Below are 15,092 nucleotides of genomic sequence, written 5' to 3' on the forward strand. Positions count from 1 at the left end.
CTAGGGTGACTTTTTTTATGGCTGTTAACGCGGAGAATTAAATCTTGTCGGTTAACTCGATGGCTTGACCAATGTAGTTGGCTGGCGTTAGTTTCTTCAACTCAACCTTAACCGCTTCTGGCAATTCTAAGCCGTCGATGAAAGCAGCCATGCCCTCGGCATCAACCCGTTTACCACGAGTCAGCTCTTTAAGTTTTTCGTATGGTTTCTCAATGCCATAACGACGCATTACGGTTTGTACCGGCTCTGCGAGCACTTCCCAGTTTTGATCCAACTCAGAAACGGTATTGGCTTGATTCACTTCAAGCTTACTGATGCCTTTAAGTGTTGCTTGATAGGCAATAACCGCGTGGGCAATACCAACGCCAAGGTTACGCAATACGGTGGAATCGGTGAGATCCCGCTGCCATCTCGATACTGGGAGCTTTGATGCTAAGTGCTGCATGACCGCATTGGCGATGCCCAGGTTACCCTCTGAGTTTTCGAAATCAATCGGGTTCACCTTGTGAGGCATGGTTGAGGAACCAATTTCGCCGGCAATGGTTTTTTGCTTAAAGTGACCCAGCGCGATGTAACCCCAAATGTCACGATCGAAATCAATAATGATGGTGTTAAAGCGAGCGATGGCATCATACAGCTCTGCAATGTAGTCGTGCGGTTCAATTTGCGTAGTGTACGGATTCCAAGTCAATCCTAATGAGGTAACAAATCGCTCCGACATCGCATGCCAATCCACTTCTGGGTAAGCCGATAGGTGTGCATTATAGTTGCCCACGGCTCCATTAATTTTCCCAAGGATTTCCACTTGTTCAATTTGCTTAACCTGACGGCGTAATCGCGCCACAACGTTGGCCATTTCTTTACCCAGCGTCGATGGTGAAGCAGGTTGTCCGTGGGTACGTGACATCAGCGGTACTTCGCGGTATTCGCTGGCCAACTGGGTTATGGCATCAACAAGGCGATTGCAGTAGGGCAATAACACTTGTTCACGGGCGTTACTGAGCATAAGACCGTGGGAGAGGTTATTAATGTCTTCTGAGGTACAGGCAAAATGGACGAACTCGCTGACGGCCAATAACTCTTGGTTATCTTCGAATTTTTCTTTAATGAAATACTCGACGGCTTTCACATCATGGTTGGTGGTGGCTTCAATGGTTTTGACACGCTGGGCATCGGCTTCGTTGAAGTTGTCTTTAATAGCATCGAGCTGAGCTAATGCCGTTTCCGAGAAAGGTGGAACTTCGTTAATTTCGGGGCAACTGGATAGCAATTTAAGCCAGTTTACTTCGACTTCAACGCGATATTTAATTAAACCGTACTCACTAAAATAGTCGCGCAACTCTTGGGTTTTACTTCCATAGCGACCGTCAACGGGTGATACGGCGGTCAGTGCAGAAAGTTCCATTAAATACTCCTCAAGGAATGACTAGGGATTAAGTTATTATTAGACCTCTAGCGGCGTTACTCATGGCTTTACGCGCAAACACTAACTGTCTGCGCTTACCACCGAGTTGACGCCACAATACCGCTGCTCGCATCGCTGCAAGCAACAGAGAACGAATTTTTTGCTGATTAGAACTGTGTTGAAGGTTTTTTGGGTTACCGGTGATTTGGATTTTAGGTCCCAAATCGCTGATCACATCAACGTAGATGCTGGAGATATTAGCCAGCACCTGCTCGTCGGTGATTTGAAAATGATTCAGCTGTCTTTTTACCTGGTTAATGCGTTCAGCCAGCAAGCCTAATTGGCCTTGGCGACGAAACAGCTTGCGCTCCAGAGCAAGAATACCAACAAGGTAACGGGTGATCTCTAAGTCCTTATGCTTTTGATCACCCAGTTGGTTTAGCATGGTTTGCAAACCCAGTGTCAGTTGTTGCGGGCTGCCATAGATGTCTTCTATGGACTCGGGGTCGGTCACCACAATAGGGGATAGGCAAGCCGCAAGGTCATGCTCATCGATTTGACCTTGGCGGGCAACTTGCTGGACCAAGCGCACAGCTTGACAGAGTGCGGCAAAGGCCAGTGTTCGTTGTTGAATTTGGTCGTTGCCTTGGTCCATGTTGGTGTTAGTCCTTTATCAGCGAATCTATGATGCCACCGCCGAGGCAAACCTCTCCGTCATAAAAGACAGCGGATTGTCCTGGGGTTACCGCTGCTACCGGCTGGTCGAAGGTTACCGAGAGGGTTTCGTTATCGATTGGGGTAACTGTGCAGGCAACATCGCGTTGACGGTAACGGGTTTTTACTGTGAGTTTTACTGGCGATGTGACGGTTTTTCTATCGAGCCAATGCAATTGATTAACCACCATGCCGCTAGACATAAGGCGCGGATGATTCGCACCTTGGGCGACAATGAGCACGTTACGCTGCATGTCTTTATCGACCACGTACCAAGGTTGCTCACCGGAGTTTTTAAGTCCGCCAATGCCCAAACCTTTGCGTTGGCCTAAGGTGTGATACATAAGCCCTTGATGTTCTCCAATCACGTCACCGTCAACCGATTCAATAACGCCAGGTTGAGCCGGCAGGTATTGTTTTAGAAAATCGGTGAATTTGCGCTCGCCGATAAAGCAAATACCAGTGCTGTCTTTCTTATCGGCCGTCACTAACCCTAGTTTGTCGGCAATGGCGCGTACTTCCGGTTTTTCCAGCTCACCGACAGGGAACAGGGTTTGCGCTATGTGTTCATGGCTTAAGGTATACAAAAAGTAACTTTGGTCTTTGTTGTTATCCAAACCACGTAACATTTGGAACTTGCCATCTTGCTCGCGTCGACGAACGTAATGACCGGTAGCGATATAATCGGCACCGAGCGCTTCAGCAGCAAACTCTAAGAAGGCTTTGAATTTGATTTCTTTGTTGCACATGATATCGGGGTTAGGGGTACGCCCAGATTTGTATTCTTGTAGAAAATACTCAAATACATTGTCCCAATATTCAGCGGCGAAATTCACCGTGTGCAACTCGATTCCAAGTTTGTCACACACCGCTTGCGCATCTTCAAGATCCGTCGCTGCTGCACAATATTCGTCCGTGTCATCTTCTTCCCAGTTCTTCATGAACAGGCCTTCGACTTGATAACCTTGTTGCAGCAGCAGATAAGCAGACACAGAAGAGTCTACGCCACCTGACATACCAACAATGACTTTTTTGGAGCTGTTTAACGACATATAAACTTACGATACATAAACAAAGAATTTTCAGGGCGCACATTCTAACACGCTCAAATAGGCCGGGCTAGATCTCGTTATAAGCTATTTGTGTCTACTTCTATGAGGCGGTAATCACCCGGTTGCAATTGCTCAAGCGTATAGGGCCCAATTTGATAACGAATTAAGCGCAAAGTTGGAAAGCCTACGTGAGCAGTCATGCGTCTAACTTGGCGATTACGGCCTTCGGTGATGGTTATAGCAAGCCAACTGGTTGGAATGTTAGCACGCTCGCGAATGGGTGGATTTCGCGGCCAAATAGCCGGCGCTGCGATTCGTGTTACTTTCGCAGGCTTGGTAGGACCGTCTTTCAAGGTAACGCCTTTGCTGAGTAGTGCAATGGCTTTATCGGACACATTACCTTCCACTTGAACCCAATAGGTTTTGGCGGTTTTTTTGTTGGGTTGAGTAAGCTTAGCTTGCAGTTGTCCATTATTGGTCAGCAGTATCAGTCCTTCGCTGTCTCTATCGAGACGACCTGCAGGGTAGACATCGGCAATGTCCACAAAATCTTTTAGGGTACGCCGGTTACTGTCGTCACTGAACTGACTCAATACATCGTATGGCTTATTTAGAAGTACAATCTTAGTTTGCTTAGGCACTGGCTTTGGCCGGCGAGTTGCGGCTTTGTGGGTGGTCGTCGCTTTCGTTTTACGAGGTTTGTAATGAATGCTGGGTTTCATTGATAAGCCGTGCAAGATAAATGAAGTTGCCATTGTAACGTGCATTTTACGCTATTGCTTCTATCCCAAGCGAATGAAATGAAAAATTCTCGTTTAGTCGAATTCCCACAATGAACAATTTGCTCTATAGTGTGGCCTGAATGTGATCTAAGTCTCGAAAATAGACTGAGGAAATTAGGAGTACAACATGGAAAGCAAGTTAGTTATCCCAACTGAAGGTCAAGCCATTACAGTTGATCAGAATAATCGGCTAAACGTCCCTAACAATCCAATCATTCCTTATATCGAAGGCGATGGTATTGGCGTTGACGTAACCCCACCAATGATAAAGGTTATTGATGCGGCTGTGGCGAAAAGCTATGGCGGTGAACGCAAAATTCACTGGATGGAAGTATATTCGGGTGAAAAAGCGACCCAAGTATATGGAGCCGATACCTGGTTACCACAAGAAACTTTAACCGCAGTTAAAGATTACTGCGTGGCCATTAAAGGTCCGTTAACTACGCCCGTTGGCGGTGGTATTCGTTCACTGAACGTAGCCTTGCGCCAAGAGTTAGACCTATATGTGTGCTTGCGTCCAGTGCGCTACTACAACGGCACCCCAAGCCCGTTAAAAAATCCTGAACTAACCGATATGGTGATTTTCCGCGAAAACTCGGAAGACATATACGCCGGTGTCGAGTATCAAGCCGGTACAGCCGAAGCAGACAAAGTGATCGATTTTCTGAAAAATGAAATGGGCGCGACTAAAATTCGCTTCGAGCAAAACTGCGGTGTTGGTATTAAGCCGGTGTCTAAAGAAGGTACCGAGCGTTTGGTTCGCGCAGCCATTCAATACACCATTGATAACGATCGCGACAGCCTAACCTTAGTTCACAAAGGTAACATCATGAAGTTTACCGAAGGGGCCTTTAAGGATTGGGGCTATGAGCTTGCCCAAAAAGAATTTGGCGCGGAGTTGCTTGATGGTGGTCCATGGTGCAGCTTCAAGAATCCGAAAACCGGTAAAGAAATCATTGTAAAAGACGTGATTGCCGATGCCTTCTTACAACAAATCTTGTTGCGTCCTGCCGAATACGACGTGATTGCCACCATGAACTTAAACGGTGACTACATCTCCGACGCGTTGGCGGCTCAAGTGGGTGGTATTGGTATCGCTCCGGGCGCCAATATTGGTGACGGCGTTGCGTTATTTGAAGCTACCCACGGTACTGCGCCAAAGTACGCCGGCCTAGATAAAGTGAATCCAGGCTCGCTGATTTTGAGTGCCGAAATGATGTTGCGTCATTTAGGTTGGGTGGAAGCTGCGGATCTGGTTGTTAAAGGTATGGAAGGGGCAATTGCCAATAAAACCGTGACCTACGACTTCGATCGATTAATGGACGATGCCACGCTGGTATCTTGCTCTGGCTTCGGTGATGCCATCATAGATAACTTCTAAGCCGCATTAATCGCAAACAAAAAGGCAACCGTACGGTTGCCTTTTTCTATGTTTAAATAAAAAACGATTGCTGCAATCGGCTTTTATTTAAGCGGACTGATCTCCGAGGCGTGTTTGCCTTTCGGTCCTTGCTCAACTTCGTAGTTGACAGGTTGTCCTGCTTTTAGGGTTCGATACCCATCCATTTGAATGGTTGAGTAATGAGCAAAGACATCATCACCGCCATCTTCTGGACAGATAAAGCCAAAACCTTTGGCGTTGTTGAACCATTTAACAGAGCCTGTTGCCATACTTCTGCTTCCTTATTCGCTATCCTTACAAGTATGATATGAGCATCGGGATTTGAATTCCCTCAATGTTCAACAACCAGAATGTGATCAACTTGTTAACCTGTCAAGCGAATGTAACAAAAAATAAACATTTAAATGGCGAAGCGCATTCTGATTAGCAAACCTAACAACGAGAGGCTAAGCTAGATTCATGGGCCAAAAATATGACTTTGACTTTGCAGAAGACCTGGTAGCAAAGAAAGAAAAGCTTGCTCCACCACCTTTGTATAAGGTCGTACTTAATAACGATGACTACACTCCTATGGACTTTGTAGTGGATATTTTGCGTATCTACTTTGGTATGGGAGAAGAACAAGCCGTGCAGCTCATGCTGGCGATTCATAATGATGGCAAAGCCGTTTGTGGCGTTTTCAGCAAGGACGTTGCCGAAACCAAAGCCATGCAGATCAATGAATACGCAAGAGAACATCAACACCCATTATTGTGTTCTGTAGAGCAAAGCGAGTAGAGCAGAGTGAGTCGGTTTTGGTTGGCGATAAAAACAAGTTGGGGGCGCTATGCTAAATAAAGAATTGGAATTAACGCTTAACGTGGCGTTTCAACAAGCGCGGGATGCTCGTCACGAGTTTATGACGGTTGAACATTTGTTGTTAGCCTTATTAGAAAACCCAGAAGCGGTGGAAGCCTTAGATGCTTGTGGTGCTGATTTGGGTAAGCTAAAAGCCGAAATCAGTGAATTTGTCGACCAAACCACACCGTTGATCCCCTTTGACGATACCCAAAGAGAAACCCAGCCTACGTTAGGCTTTCAACGCGTACTGCAACGCGCAGTGTTTCACGTGCAGTCGTCTGGACGCAATGAAGTGAATGGTGCCAACGTATTAGTCGCCATCTTCAGTGAACAAGAATCGCAAGCTGTGTACATTTTAAGACGCAGCGACATTAATCGCTTAGATGTGGTTAATTACATCAGTCACGGGGTTGCTAAACAGGAATCCGACGACAACACCAACGAAAACGAGATTGAAATGCAACCGGCACCGGACGCTGCAGAAAATCCGTTAACCAAATACGCCTCCAATCTTAATCAAGCGGTGGAAGAGGGTAACATTGACCCGCTTATAGGTCGACATGCTGAAATGGAACGATGCATTCAAGTCTTGTGTCGCCGTCGCAAAAACAACCCGCTATTGGTGGGTGAAGCCGGGGTTGGTAAAACCGCCATTGCGGAAGGGCTGGCGTATCGAATTGTGAATAATGAAGCACCTGAGATTATGAAAGATGCGGTTGTCTATTCACTTGATTTGGGAGGCTTGCTGGCTGGTACTAAATATCGAGGCGACTTTGAAAAACGCTTTAAAGGTGTTTTAAAACAGCTGCAGAAAGACCAAGATGCCATTTTATTTATCGATGAAATTCATACCATCATTGGGGCGGGTGCGGCTTCTGGCGGTATGATGGATGCCTCTAATCTGCTCAAGCCGTTATTAAGTAACGGCCAGTTACGCTGCATAGGCTCAACTACCTACCACGAGTATCAAGGGGTGTTCGAAAAAGACAGAGCCTTGGCCCGTCGCTTCCAAAAAGTAGACATTAAAGAGCCTAGTATCTCGGAAACCACCAAAATACTGATGGGCCTTAAGTCTAAATACGAAGACCATCATGGCGTTAAGTACACTCAAAGTGCCATGTCGGCAGCGGCTCGCTTAGCCGCTAAGTACATTAATGAGCGCCAGTTGCCGGATAAAGCCATTGACGTGATTGATGAAGCCGGCGCACGAGTTGCGTTGCTACCGGCGGCAAAACGGAAGAAAAGCATTTCAGAGCAAGACATTGAGCGCATCATTTCGAAAATGGCGCAAATTCCAGAGAAATCGGTATCCGCTTCCGATGTGGCGTTATTGAAGAACCTGGATCGCAACTTGAAAATGGTGGTATTCGGCCAAGACAAAGCCATTGACAGTTTAACTTCGGCCATTCGTTTATCTCGCAGTGGTTTAGGTGGTGAAGACAAGCCGGTGGGCAGCTTCTTGTTTGCCGGCCCCACCGGGGTAGGTAAAACCGAAGTCACTTCGCAATTATCCAAAGCACTGGGCATTGAGTTGCTGCGCTTTGACATGTCGGAATACATGGAAGCCCACACGGTTTCCCGTCTAATTGGTGCTCCTCCGGGATACGTTGGCTTTGATCAAGGCGGTTTACTCACCGATGCGGTCATTAAAAACCCACACTCGGTGGTGCTGCTTGATGAAATTGAAAAGGCACATTCCGACATTTATAACCTGTTATTGCAAGTGATGGATCACGGAAGACTTACCGATAATAATGGCCGCAAAGTCGACTTTCGGAACGTGGTGTTAGTCATGACCACCAACGCTGGGGTTCAAGAAACCGTGCGCAAGTCCATTGGTTTCCAACAGCAAGACCACAGCCACGATGCCATGGGTGAAATAAACCGAGTGTTCTCGCCAGAATTTAGAAATCGATTGGACAACATAGTTTGGTTTAATCACTTAGACATGACGGTGATTGCGAAAGTTGTCGACAAGTTCTTAGTGGAATTACAAGCGCAACTTGATGACAAACAAGTGGTGCTGAATGTGTGTGACGAAGCTCGTACCTGGTTAGCACAAAAAGGTTATGACAAAGCCATGGGGGCACGGCCAATGGCAAGGGTGGTAATGGAATCATTAAAACGGCCCTTAGCCAATGAGATTTTGTTTGGCAAATTGCAAAAAGGCGGCGAGGTTTCAGTGGCATTGAAAGATGACAAACTGGCACTGAGCTTCCATACCAAGAAAAAAGCAAAGGCAGAGTCTTGAAGCGTTTAGCAGCGCTTTTAGCCCTAGTGGTGATAAGCGCTCCGATAAACGCAACGGGATTAAACTTTTGGGAATCATCGAGTAACAACAGCGCCTTAGCTTCGGCTAACGGCGCTGTTGCGCAAGATGCGTCTATCATAGCCCTTAACCCCGCGGCTATGACGCAACTGCAAGACAACAGTTTTGTGGTAAACGCTACCTATTACTCGGTAAGTACCGATTACAATATTTTCGGCCAAACCAGTGACTATCAGCAAGCGGATCCCATTCCCGCTATGTTTGCTGCCAATAAGCTAAATCAACACTGGTCCAGCGGCGTTGCCATTTATAGCCGTACAGCGGCTGACATTTCCATTCCACAAATCGCGGTGTTGCCTGAAACTCGGGTGCGGCCGATTGTGGTGTCTTTTGCCCCATCCATTGCGTACCAGTGGCAGCAGTTTAGCTTTGGGGGCAGCGTAGAGTATTTGTATGGCGACTATCAGCTCACCCAAAATAACTGTGGCTTATTAGGCTGTCGAGAGTCGAGCCAACAGGGCAACACCGGCGGTTGGTCTGGTGGTTTGAGCGCCCACTGGGCCCCAAGCGCTCAGTTCAGTGTTGGTCTTGCCCATAAATTTGCCAGCCATTTTCAAGATGAACTCATTGAGTTTGATCTGCCGCAGATAACCAGTGCTTTTGTCAGTTGGCAGGTGAGTGAGCGGTTGAGCTGGCACAATAGCTTTAGCTACAGCGGCTGGCAAGGCAAAGGTGTTCGCTACAATAACTACGACGATTTGTTCGGTTTGCTGGTGGGGGTGCACAACAGTAATCGTTTTGCCTCGGCTGTTGAGTACCAAGGTAATCGTTGGTCGCTGAAAGGCGGCGTCAGTTGGGATGAAGCCATAGATTTGTTGGGGGGCTTTGATGCTCGCTATCGATTAGGCCTCAGTTATGACCTAAGCAACAATTGGCAAATAGGCGCTACAGCGTTTTACGAGGACTATGCTAAAAAGTCGTTTAAGACGGACACCGATATCACCTTGGTAACGGTGCAAAATCGTGGCAAGGGGTTGGCGTTAAGCATTAACTATCGCTACTGATATACAGCCACAAAAAAAGCTTTCCTAGGAAAGCTTTTCATTTAACGGATATCGGTCTGTACAGACCCCAAACATTAGCGGGCGCGGAAAACGATGCGTCCTTTAGTTAGGTCATACGGTGTTAATTGAACCGTTACCTTGTCGCCAGTTAAAATGCGGATGTAGTTTTTACGCATTTTGCCAGAGATGTGTGCAGTGACCACGTGGCCGTTTTCTAGTTCTACCCGAAACATGGTATTCGGCAAGGTTTCTAGAATGGTGCCTTGCATCTCAATACTGTCTTCTTTCGCCATTTAATTGGTTTTCCCGTTAATGCTCAAAATTACTCAAAATAAAAACGCCGCTATGATGCAACACTTTGCCGCTTGTGTAAAGCCTAAGCCATCACACTGCGGCGCTCTTTTGCTTAATTATAGGGCGATTCTTGAAATTCTAACCACCTTGCTTGCCAAATTTGTGGATTAAGCTCGTCGTCTCGCCATTGTTCCAATGATTCCAAAAAGGCTTCGCGATCCATTAGCTCGGCTCCTAATGACATGAGGTGTGAGTTTTCCAGCTGAGCGTCGATCAGTTCTATGCCGCAGTGGCTAAACAGTCGACTGGCTTGCCAAAAAGCCAGTTTGGAGGCTCCAGAGACGGTATGAAACATGGATTCGCCACAAAATACTTTGCCAACACAAACGCCATAAAGGCCGCCCACCAGTTTCTCATTTAGCCAAATCTCGACAGAATGGGCTTTGCCAATGCGATGCAACGATTGATAAGCCTCTATCATTTGGGAGTTTATCCAGGTATCTGGCTCATTGGCTCTCGGTGCGGCGCAGTGACTGATGACTTGATCAAAAGCTTGGTTGACGCTGACTCGCCAAGGGTACTTTTTGGCAAGCTTTATGAGACTTCGACTGGGTTTTACTTTATCAGGAAAGAATACCGCTCTGGGCGTTGGCGCCCACCAAATGATTGGGTCACCTTCATTAAACCACGGGAAAATACCTTGCCGATATGCGCTTATAAGACGTGCAGGAGACAGATCTCCGCCCACGGCTAATAGCCCGTTGGGTTCGTCCATGGCTTGCCGGGGATCGGGAAAACCATCGTTTACAGGGGTGAGGTCGGGAACCGGTGGCATAGGGCTTCCTTTGGTGTGGCTAACAGCGGCTCATTTAGGTAAGCCAGTCAGCTGTGATACAGTGTCAACAGGCTATGGTTATGGTAACGGCTAAAAAAGTCAATCCGTGACCGTTGATAATCCGTAGCCTAGGAGTAGTAGCAATGAAAACAGTTAATCAAATGGTCGTCATCGCTTTGTTGATGTGCTTCAGCTTAGGCGCTCAGGCTTACCAGCGAAATCAAGCGGTTCCGGTGCAAAAGGTTGAGTATGGCTCAGTGGAGTCGGTTCGCAACGTCACCAAAGAAGAGATAGTACAAGATCGAAACTCCGGCTGGAAAACCTTTGGCGGTGCCGTGCTGGGGGGCGTTATTGGCCATCAATTTGGTGGTGGGCGAGGGCAAGACGTTGCCACGGTGCTGGGCGTCATTGCCGGGGGCGCTATAGCCAATAATCGCAACCCTAATCAATATAAAGTTCAACAACAAATTGTAGAGCTTATGATCCGCCAAGAGTCAGGGGAAACCGTGATGGTGGTGCAAGATTATGACGCAGGCATGGTGTTTCGAGCCGGCGATGAAGTTCGAGTGGTGTATTTAAGCGGGTATGTGCGGGTTGATAAAGCCATGTAATCAGTGGCGCCACTCGAACGTAACGTATAACGGTGAATGATCCGAGCTTTGCAAGCCGGTAATCACCCTTGGCGAGTCGGCTTTAACGACTAACCACTCACGGCTGTAGTAAATATGATCAAGTCGTTGCCCCAAAAACGACTTGATGTGGCTAGATTGTTGGCCGAAGTCCACCGCTTGTAAACCCATATTAGCCATTAAGGTGACTAGATAGTCACTGCGTTGTTCGCTCCAGCTATTGAAATCCCCCGCAACAATAACCGCACCTGTGTGTTGCTTGACTTCATCTGCAATAACCTCAAGCTGTTGCTTATAACCATCAATACTCAGCTGAAAATTGATACCATGCAGGTTGATCAAAAGCAGCGAATGTTCGCTATCTGTAATTGGGTAGCGAGTTATTAGGGTGGGTTTTGCGCTGTTGGTTATTGGCTCTTTTGCTCTAGTCAAGTGAGCGCGGTGATAGTCTGGCTTGACCCGTGCAATTGAACCGACGCCTGAATAGCTTTTACTCTCGGTGATATAGAGATTGGCAAGGTACTCAAAGCCTTGATGTTTGTCTGTAAAATTTGCAGTTGTTTGTGGTTTGTAGACCAGCTCTTGAAGCAAAATAAAGTCGGGCAGCAATTGCTGTTGTAACTGAAGATACTCTTGTTGCCACAGGGCGTTATCATTTTCTTTGTGAATGTTCCACAGCAATACACGGAAGGGCAAGCGTGTAAGTTGTTGTTGGTGATAGCCATCACCACTAATAGGTTGTTCAGATTCCACCGCGACATAGCCACAGCTAATGAGCAGAAAAGCCGCTGCTGCGATAACCAATGACCTTTGTTTCGTCAAAAAAAAGCCCTCACGGTTAGGTAAAGGCTTTACTGTATCATGCTTTATCGCGTTAGTTGTGCAGCTTTTCTAAATAACGCTCCGCATCGAGCGCGGCCATACAACCACTGCCGGCCGAGGTAACCGCTTGACGGTAGATTTGATCCATAACATCGCCACAAGCAAATACACCTTCGATGCTGGTTTGGGTGGCGTTGCCTTTAAGGCCGCTTTCCACGGTGAGGTAACCATTTTCCATCTGTAATTGACCGTCAAACATCTGGGTATTGGGTTTGTGGCCAATGGCTACGAATACACCGGCCAATTCGATGTCTTTGGTGCTGTCATCGTGCTTATTCTTGATGCGCATGCCACTAACACCCATGTCGTTGCCTAGCACCTCATCTAAGGTGCTGTCGAGGTGCAGTACAATTTTGCCTTCGTCCACTTTTTTCATGAGGCGGTCCACCAAAATTTTTTCCGCTCGGAAGGTGTCACGACGATGAACCAAATGCACGGTACTGGCAATGTTACTAAGATACAGCGCTTCTTCAACGGCGGTGTTACCACCACCAATAACGCTGACTTCTTGATTGCGATAAAAGAAACCGTCGCAGGTAGCGCAGGCGGAAACCCCTTTACCCATAAAGGCGCTTTCTGATTCCAGCCCTAGGTACATAGCCGATGCGCCAGTGGCAATGATAAGCGCATCGCAGCTGAATTCACCGGAGTCACCGGTTAATCGAAATGGTCGTTGCTCAAGGTCAACTTTATTAATGTGATCGAAAATGATCTGAGTATCAAATTTCTCAGCGTGCTTTTGCATGCGCTCCATTAACAATGGACCGGTTAAATCATCGGCATCACCCGGCCAATTTTCAACTTCTGTTGTGGTGGTTAACTGACCACCTTGCTGAATGCCGGTAATGAGCACAGGGTTTAAGTTGGCACGAGCAGCATATACGGCTGCTGTATATCCTGCAGGGCCGCTACCAAGAATTAATAATGGAAAGTGTTGTACATCGCTCATTGAAATCTCCGTGGCCGTCACTGTGACTGAGCCTATGCCGATACTGGTAATTTAGTTAGCTGGATTCTAAGGCTTAACAGAGTGCGGGTAAAGCATGCTTGTTAACAATTTTTCCGAACGTTGCATTCAAAAAAAGGGAAGCATGATGCTTCCCCTTGTTGACGCTATTTTCCATTAAAGAAGAGACGCTGGCGCTACGAACGGCATGCCGTGAGCTTCAGCCACTTCTTCGCAAGTGATTTTGCCGTGCATGACGTTTAATCCATTCAATAAGTGCGGATCATTGTTGAGTGCTTGCTTATATCCAAGATCCGCTAAACGCAGAATGTAAGGCAAGGTTACGTTGTTCAGTGCAAACGTAGAGGTACGTGCAACCGCACCAGGCATATTTGCAACACAGTAATGAACCACGTCATCAACAATATAGGTTGGATCTTGATGGGTGGTGGCTTTAGAGGTTTCTGCACATCCGCCTTGGTCAATGGCTACATCCACAATGGCCGCACCCGGCTTCATGCGGGCAATGTGATCACGGGTAATCAATTTAGGCGCGGCTGCCCCTGGAATTAACACGCCACCAATAACCAAATCCGCTTCTAGTACATGCTTTTCAATGGCATCGGCGGTGGAGTATACCGCTTTTGCGGTGTTGTTAAATTGGACGTTAAGGGCACGAAGTACATCAATGTTGCGATCCAGTATGGTGACATCGGCCCCCATACCTACCGCCATTTGAGCGGCATTACGACCAACCATACCACCGCCGATAATAACGACTTTGGCTGGCTCCACACCCGGTACGCCGCCTAACAACATGCCACGGCCACCACGAGATTTTTCAAGTGCTTGGGCACCGGCTTGAATCGACATACGTCCGGCAACTTCTGACATTGGTGCCAACAAAGGTAAACCACCACGGTTATCGGTTACGGTTTCATAAGCGATGCAAACAGCACCACTGTCTACCAGTTCTTGGGTTTGAGGTAGATCCGGCGCCAAATGCAGGTAGGTAAATAGAATTTGATCGTGACGCAGCATGGCGCGTTCAATGGCTTGAGGCTCTTTCACCTTAACAATCATATCGGCTTTATCGAAAATGGCTTTGGCCGTATCAAGAATGCTGGCACCCACGGCGACGTAATCGTCGTCACTAAAGCCTACGCCTGAGCCCGCTTGTGTTTCAACGATAACCTGATGACCGCGTTGCGTTAATTCGCGAACGCTTGCCGGCACCATACCAACGCGGTATTCGTGGTTTTTAATTTCTTTAGGTACGCCTATGATCATTGTCTTGCCTCACAAAAATTTTTACCGTGATTCGGTTTATTATATAGTGTTTGTTGGTTACAGCTTGTTGTGAGCTGTTGAGAACGCTAGTATAGAAGCATTAAAGCAGTTAATGCTGCTAAAATTTAATAAAAAACCATATAAAACTCTTTATTTTTAAGACATGGAAGCAAATCCTAATGGCAAACAATAATAACAAGCCAGCTAAAGAACTCGATAGAATTGACCGCAACATTCTAAGTGAACTTCAAAAAGACGGCAGAATTTCTAATGTCGAACTGTCTAAGCGGGTAGGCTTGAGTCCCACACCTTGTTTAGAAAGAGTAAAGCGCCTTGAAAAACAAGGCTTCATTAATGGTTATACCGCTTTGGTTAATCCTCATTATCTAGGGGCATCGTTACTGGTATTCGTTGAGATTACCTTGACCCGTGATACGCCGGAGGTGTTTAACCGCTTTAATCGTGCGGTGCAATCGCTGGATGATATTCAAGAGTGCCACTTGGTATCCGGTGATTTCGATTACCTGTTAAAAACCCGCGTTTCCGATATGTCTGCCTATCGCAAGTTACTCAGCGATACCTTATTAAAGCTGCCGAGTGTTTCTGACACTCGTACCTACGTCGTTATGGAAGAGGTAAAGCAAACCAACCACATCGCTGTATTGAGCAGTGATTCTGGCGAATAATT

General features: G+C 47.0%; 16 protein-coding genes. 6 read left to right on the plus strand and 10 right to left on the minus strand.

Annotated elements, in window-relative coordinates; genetic code table 11:
* Positions 1 to 37: 37 nt before the first annotated feature.
* The 4 genes from purB to CLC91_RS09615 form a co-directional block, all read right to left on the minus strand.
* Positions 38 to 1,405 carry an adenylosuccinate lyase gene (gene purB, locus CLC91_RS09600; protein ID WP_095499135.1) on the minus strand — a complete coding sequence of 456 codons (1,368 nt, stop codon included), beginning with the start codon at positions 1,403 to 1,405 and terminating at the stop codon, positions 38 to 40.
* A 28-nt stretch (positions 1,406 to 1,433) separates the two neighbouring features.
* On the minus strand, positions 1,434 to 2,060 hold the full coding sequence (gene hflD / locus CLC91_RS09605) for a high frequency lysogenization protein HflD (RefSeq protein WP_095499134.1): 627 nt from the start codon (positions 2,058 to 2,060) through the stop codon (positions 1,434 to 1,436).
* 7 nt (positions 2,061 to 2,067) lie between these two features.
* A complete protein-coding gene (gene mnmA / locus CLC91_RS09610) occupies positions 2,068 to 3,171 on the minus strand; it encodes a tRNA 2-thiouridine(34) synthase MnmA (RefSeq protein WP_095499133.1) in 1,104 nt (367 codons plus the stop codon).
* A 77-nt stretch (positions 3,172 to 3,248) separates the two neighbouring features.
* Positions 3,249 to 3,926 carry a pseudouridine synthase gene (locus CLC91_RS09615; protein ID WP_095499183.1) on the minus strand — a complete coding sequence of 226 codons (678 nt, stop codon included), beginning with the start codon at positions 3,924 to 3,926 and terminating at the stop codon, positions 3,249 to 3,251.
* Between the two features lie 154 nt (positions 3,927 to 4,080).
* Between CLC91_RS09615 and icd the strand changes: the two genes are divergently transcribed.
* Entirely contained in the window at positions 4,081 to 5,334 is a 1,254-nt protein-coding gene (gene icd / locus CLC91_RS09620; RefSeq protein WP_095499132.1) for an NADP-dependent isocitrate dehydrogenase, read from the plus strand.
* A gap of 83 nt (positions 5,335 to 5,417) precedes the next feature.
* Here icd and cspD read toward each other — a convergent pair whose 3' ends face one another.
* Positions 5,418 to 5,624, minus strand: coding sequence for a cold shock domain-containing protein CspD (cspD, locus tag CLC91_RS09625; protein ID WP_095499131.1), 207 nt, complete (start codon positions 5,622 to 5,624; stop codon positions 5,418 to 5,420).
* A 190-nt stretch (positions 5,625 to 5,814) separates the two neighbouring features.
* Here cspD and clpS point away from each other — a divergent pair, with 190 nt between their 5' ends.
* From clpS to CLC91_RS09640, 3 genes are read left to right on the plus strand one after another with little or no spacing between them, the layout of a single operon-like run.
* On the plus strand, positions 5,815 to 6,132 hold the full coding sequence (gene clpS, locus CLC91_RS09630) for an ATP-dependent Clp protease adapter ClpS (RefSeq protein ID WP_095499130.1): 318 nt from the start codon (positions 5,815 to 5,817) through the stop codon (positions 6,130 to 6,132).
* 49 nt (positions 6,133 to 6,181) lie between these two features.
* The gene (clpA, locus tag CLC91_RS09635; RefSeq protein WP_095499129.1) at positions 6,182 to 8,446 is read left to right on the plus strand and encodes an ATP-dependent Clp protease ATP-binding subunit ClpA; all 2,265 of its coding nucleotides are present in this window, start codon (positions 6,182 to 6,184) and stop codon (positions 8,444 to 8,446) included.
* On the plus strand, positions 8,443 to 9,528 hold the full coding sequence (locus tag CLC91_RS09640) for an OmpP1/FadL family transporter (protein ID WP_095499128.1): 1,086 nt from the start codon (positions 8,443 to 8,445) through the stop codon (positions 9,526 to 9,528). The genes clpA and CLC91_RS09640 overlap by 4 nt, the downstream gene beginning before the upstream one ends.
* A gap of 74 nt (positions 9,529 to 9,602) precedes the next feature.
* Here the strand turns inward: CLC91_RS09640 and infA are convergent, their stop codons facing one another.
* Together infA and aat are read right to left on the minus strand one after the other, a co-directional pair.
* The gene (infA, locus tag CLC91_RS09645; protein WP_095499127.1) at positions 9,603 to 9,821 is read right to left on the minus strand and encodes a translation initiation factor IF-1; all 219 of its coding nucleotides are present in this window, start codon (positions 9,819 to 9,821) and stop codon (positions 9,603 to 9,605) included.
* A gap of 113 nt (positions 9,822 to 9,934) precedes the next feature.
* Complete coding sequence (gene aat, locus CLC91_RS09650) at positions 9,935 to 10,657, minus strand: leucyl/phenylalanyl-tRNA--protein transferase (RefSeq protein WP_095500346.1); 723 nt, start codon at positions 10,655 to 10,657, stop codon at positions 9,935 to 9,937.
* 143 nt (positions 10,658 to 10,800) lie between these two features.
* Between aat and CLC91_RS09655 the strand changes: the two genes are divergently transcribed.
* Positions 10,801 to 11,268: an outer membrane lipoprotein gene (locus tag CLC91_RS09655; RefSeq protein WP_095500347.1), complete on the plus strand. Its 468-nt coding sequence runs from the start codon at positions 10,801 to 10,803 to the stop codon at positions 11,266 to 11,268.
* Here CLC91_RS09655 and CLC91_RS09660 read toward each other — a convergent pair whose 3' ends face one another.
* The 3 genes from CLC91_RS09660 to ald all read right to left on the minus strand — a co-directional run bounded on the left by CLC91_RS09660 (position 11,269) and on the right by ald (position 14,404).
* Positions 11,269 to 12,108 carry an endonuclease/exonuclease/phosphatase family protein gene (locus CLC91_RS09660; RefSeq protein WP_158220722.1) on the minus strand — a complete coding sequence of 280 codons (840 nt, stop codon included), beginning with the start codon at positions 12,106 to 12,108 and terminating at the stop codon, positions 11,269 to 11,271.
* Positions 12,109 to 12,160: 52 nt separating this feature from the next.
* Positions 12,161 to 13,117: a thioredoxin-disulfide reductase gene (gene trxB, locus CLC91_RS09665; protein WP_095500349.1), complete on the minus strand. Its 957-nt coding sequence runs from the start codon at positions 13,115 to 13,117 to the stop codon at positions 12,161 to 12,163.
* Between the two features lie 174 nt (positions 13,118 to 13,291).
* Entirely contained in the window at positions 13,292 to 14,404 is a 1,113-nt protein-coding gene (gene ald / locus CLC91_RS09670; protein ID WP_095499122.1) for an alanine dehydrogenase, read from the minus strand.
* 179 nt (positions 14,405 to 14,583) lie between these two features.
* On the opposite strand from ald, the gene lrp reads away from it, so the two are divergent.
* Positions 14,584 to 15,090, plus strand: coding sequence for a leucine-responsive transcriptional regulator Lrp (gene lrp / locus CLC91_RS09675; protein WP_095499121.1), 507 nt, complete (start codon positions 14,584 to 14,586; stop codon positions 15,088 to 15,090).
* Positions 15,091 to 15,092 lie beyond the last annotated feature (2 nt).

This window comes from Paraferrimonas haliotis (genome assembly GCF_002282895.1).
GTDB lineage: Bacteria > Pseudomonadota > Gammaproteobacteria > Enterobacterales > Shewanellaceae > Paraferrimonas > Paraferrimonas haliotis.

What these genes read in the sequence shown, in the direction of transcription:
- CLC91_RS09615 (WP_095499183.1), bottom strand. Translation starts at nt 3,926, where the DNA reads ATGGCAACTTCATTTATCTTGCACGGCTTATCAATGAAACCCAGCATT.
- mnmA (WP_095499133.1), bottom strand. Translation starts at nt 3,171, where the DNA reads ATGTCGTTAAACAGCTCCAAAAAAGTCATTGTTGGTATGTCAGGTGGC.
- cspD (WP_095499131.1), bottom strand. Translation starts at nt 5,624, where the DNA reads ATGGCAACAGGCTCTGTTAAATGGTTCAACAACGCCAAAGGTTTTGGC.
- clpA (WP_095499129.1), top strand. Translation starts at nt 6,182, where the DNA reads ATGCTAAATAAAGAATTGGAATTAACGCTTAACGTGGCGTTTCAACAA.
- lrp (WP_095499121.1), top strand. Translation starts at nt 14,584, where the DNA reads ATGGCAAACAATAATAACAAGCCAGCTAAAGAACTCGATAGAATTGAC.
- ald (WP_095499122.1), bottom strand. Translation starts at nt 14,404, where the DNA reads ATGATCATAGGCGTACCTAAAGAAATTAAAAACCACGAATACCGCGTT.
- clpS (WP_095499130.1), top strand. Translation starts at nt 5,815, where the DNA reads ATGGGCCAAAAATATGACTTTGACTTTGCAGAAGACCTGGTAGCAAAG.
- icd (WP_095499132.1), top strand. Translation starts at nt 4,081, where the DNA reads ATGGAAAGCAAGTTAGTTATCCCAACTGAAGGTCAAGCCATTACAGTT.
- purB (WP_095499135.1), bottom strand. Translation starts at nt 1,405, where the DNA reads ATGGAACTTTCTGCACTGACCGCCGTATCACCCGTTGACGGTCGCTAT.
- aat (WP_095500346.1), bottom strand. Translation starts at nt 10,657, where the DNA reads ATGCCACCGGTTCCCGACCTCACCCCTGTAAACGATGGTTTTCCCGAT.
- CLC91_RS09655 (WP_095500347.1), top strand. Translation starts at nt 10,801, where the DNA reads ATGAAAACAGTTAATCAAATGGTCGTCATCGCTTTGTTGATGTGCTTC.
- trxB (WP_095500349.1), bottom strand. Translation starts at nt 13,117, where the DNA reads ATGAGCGATGTACAACACTTTCCATTATTAATTCTTGGTAGCGGCCCT.
- hflD (WP_095499134.1), bottom strand. Translation starts at nt 2,060, where the DNA reads ATGGACCAAGGCAACGACCAAATTCAACAACGAACACTGGCCTTTGCC.
- infA (WP_095499127.1), bottom strand. Translation starts at nt 9,821, where the DNA reads ATGGCGAAAGAAGACAGTATTGAGATGCAAGGCACCATTCTAGAAACC.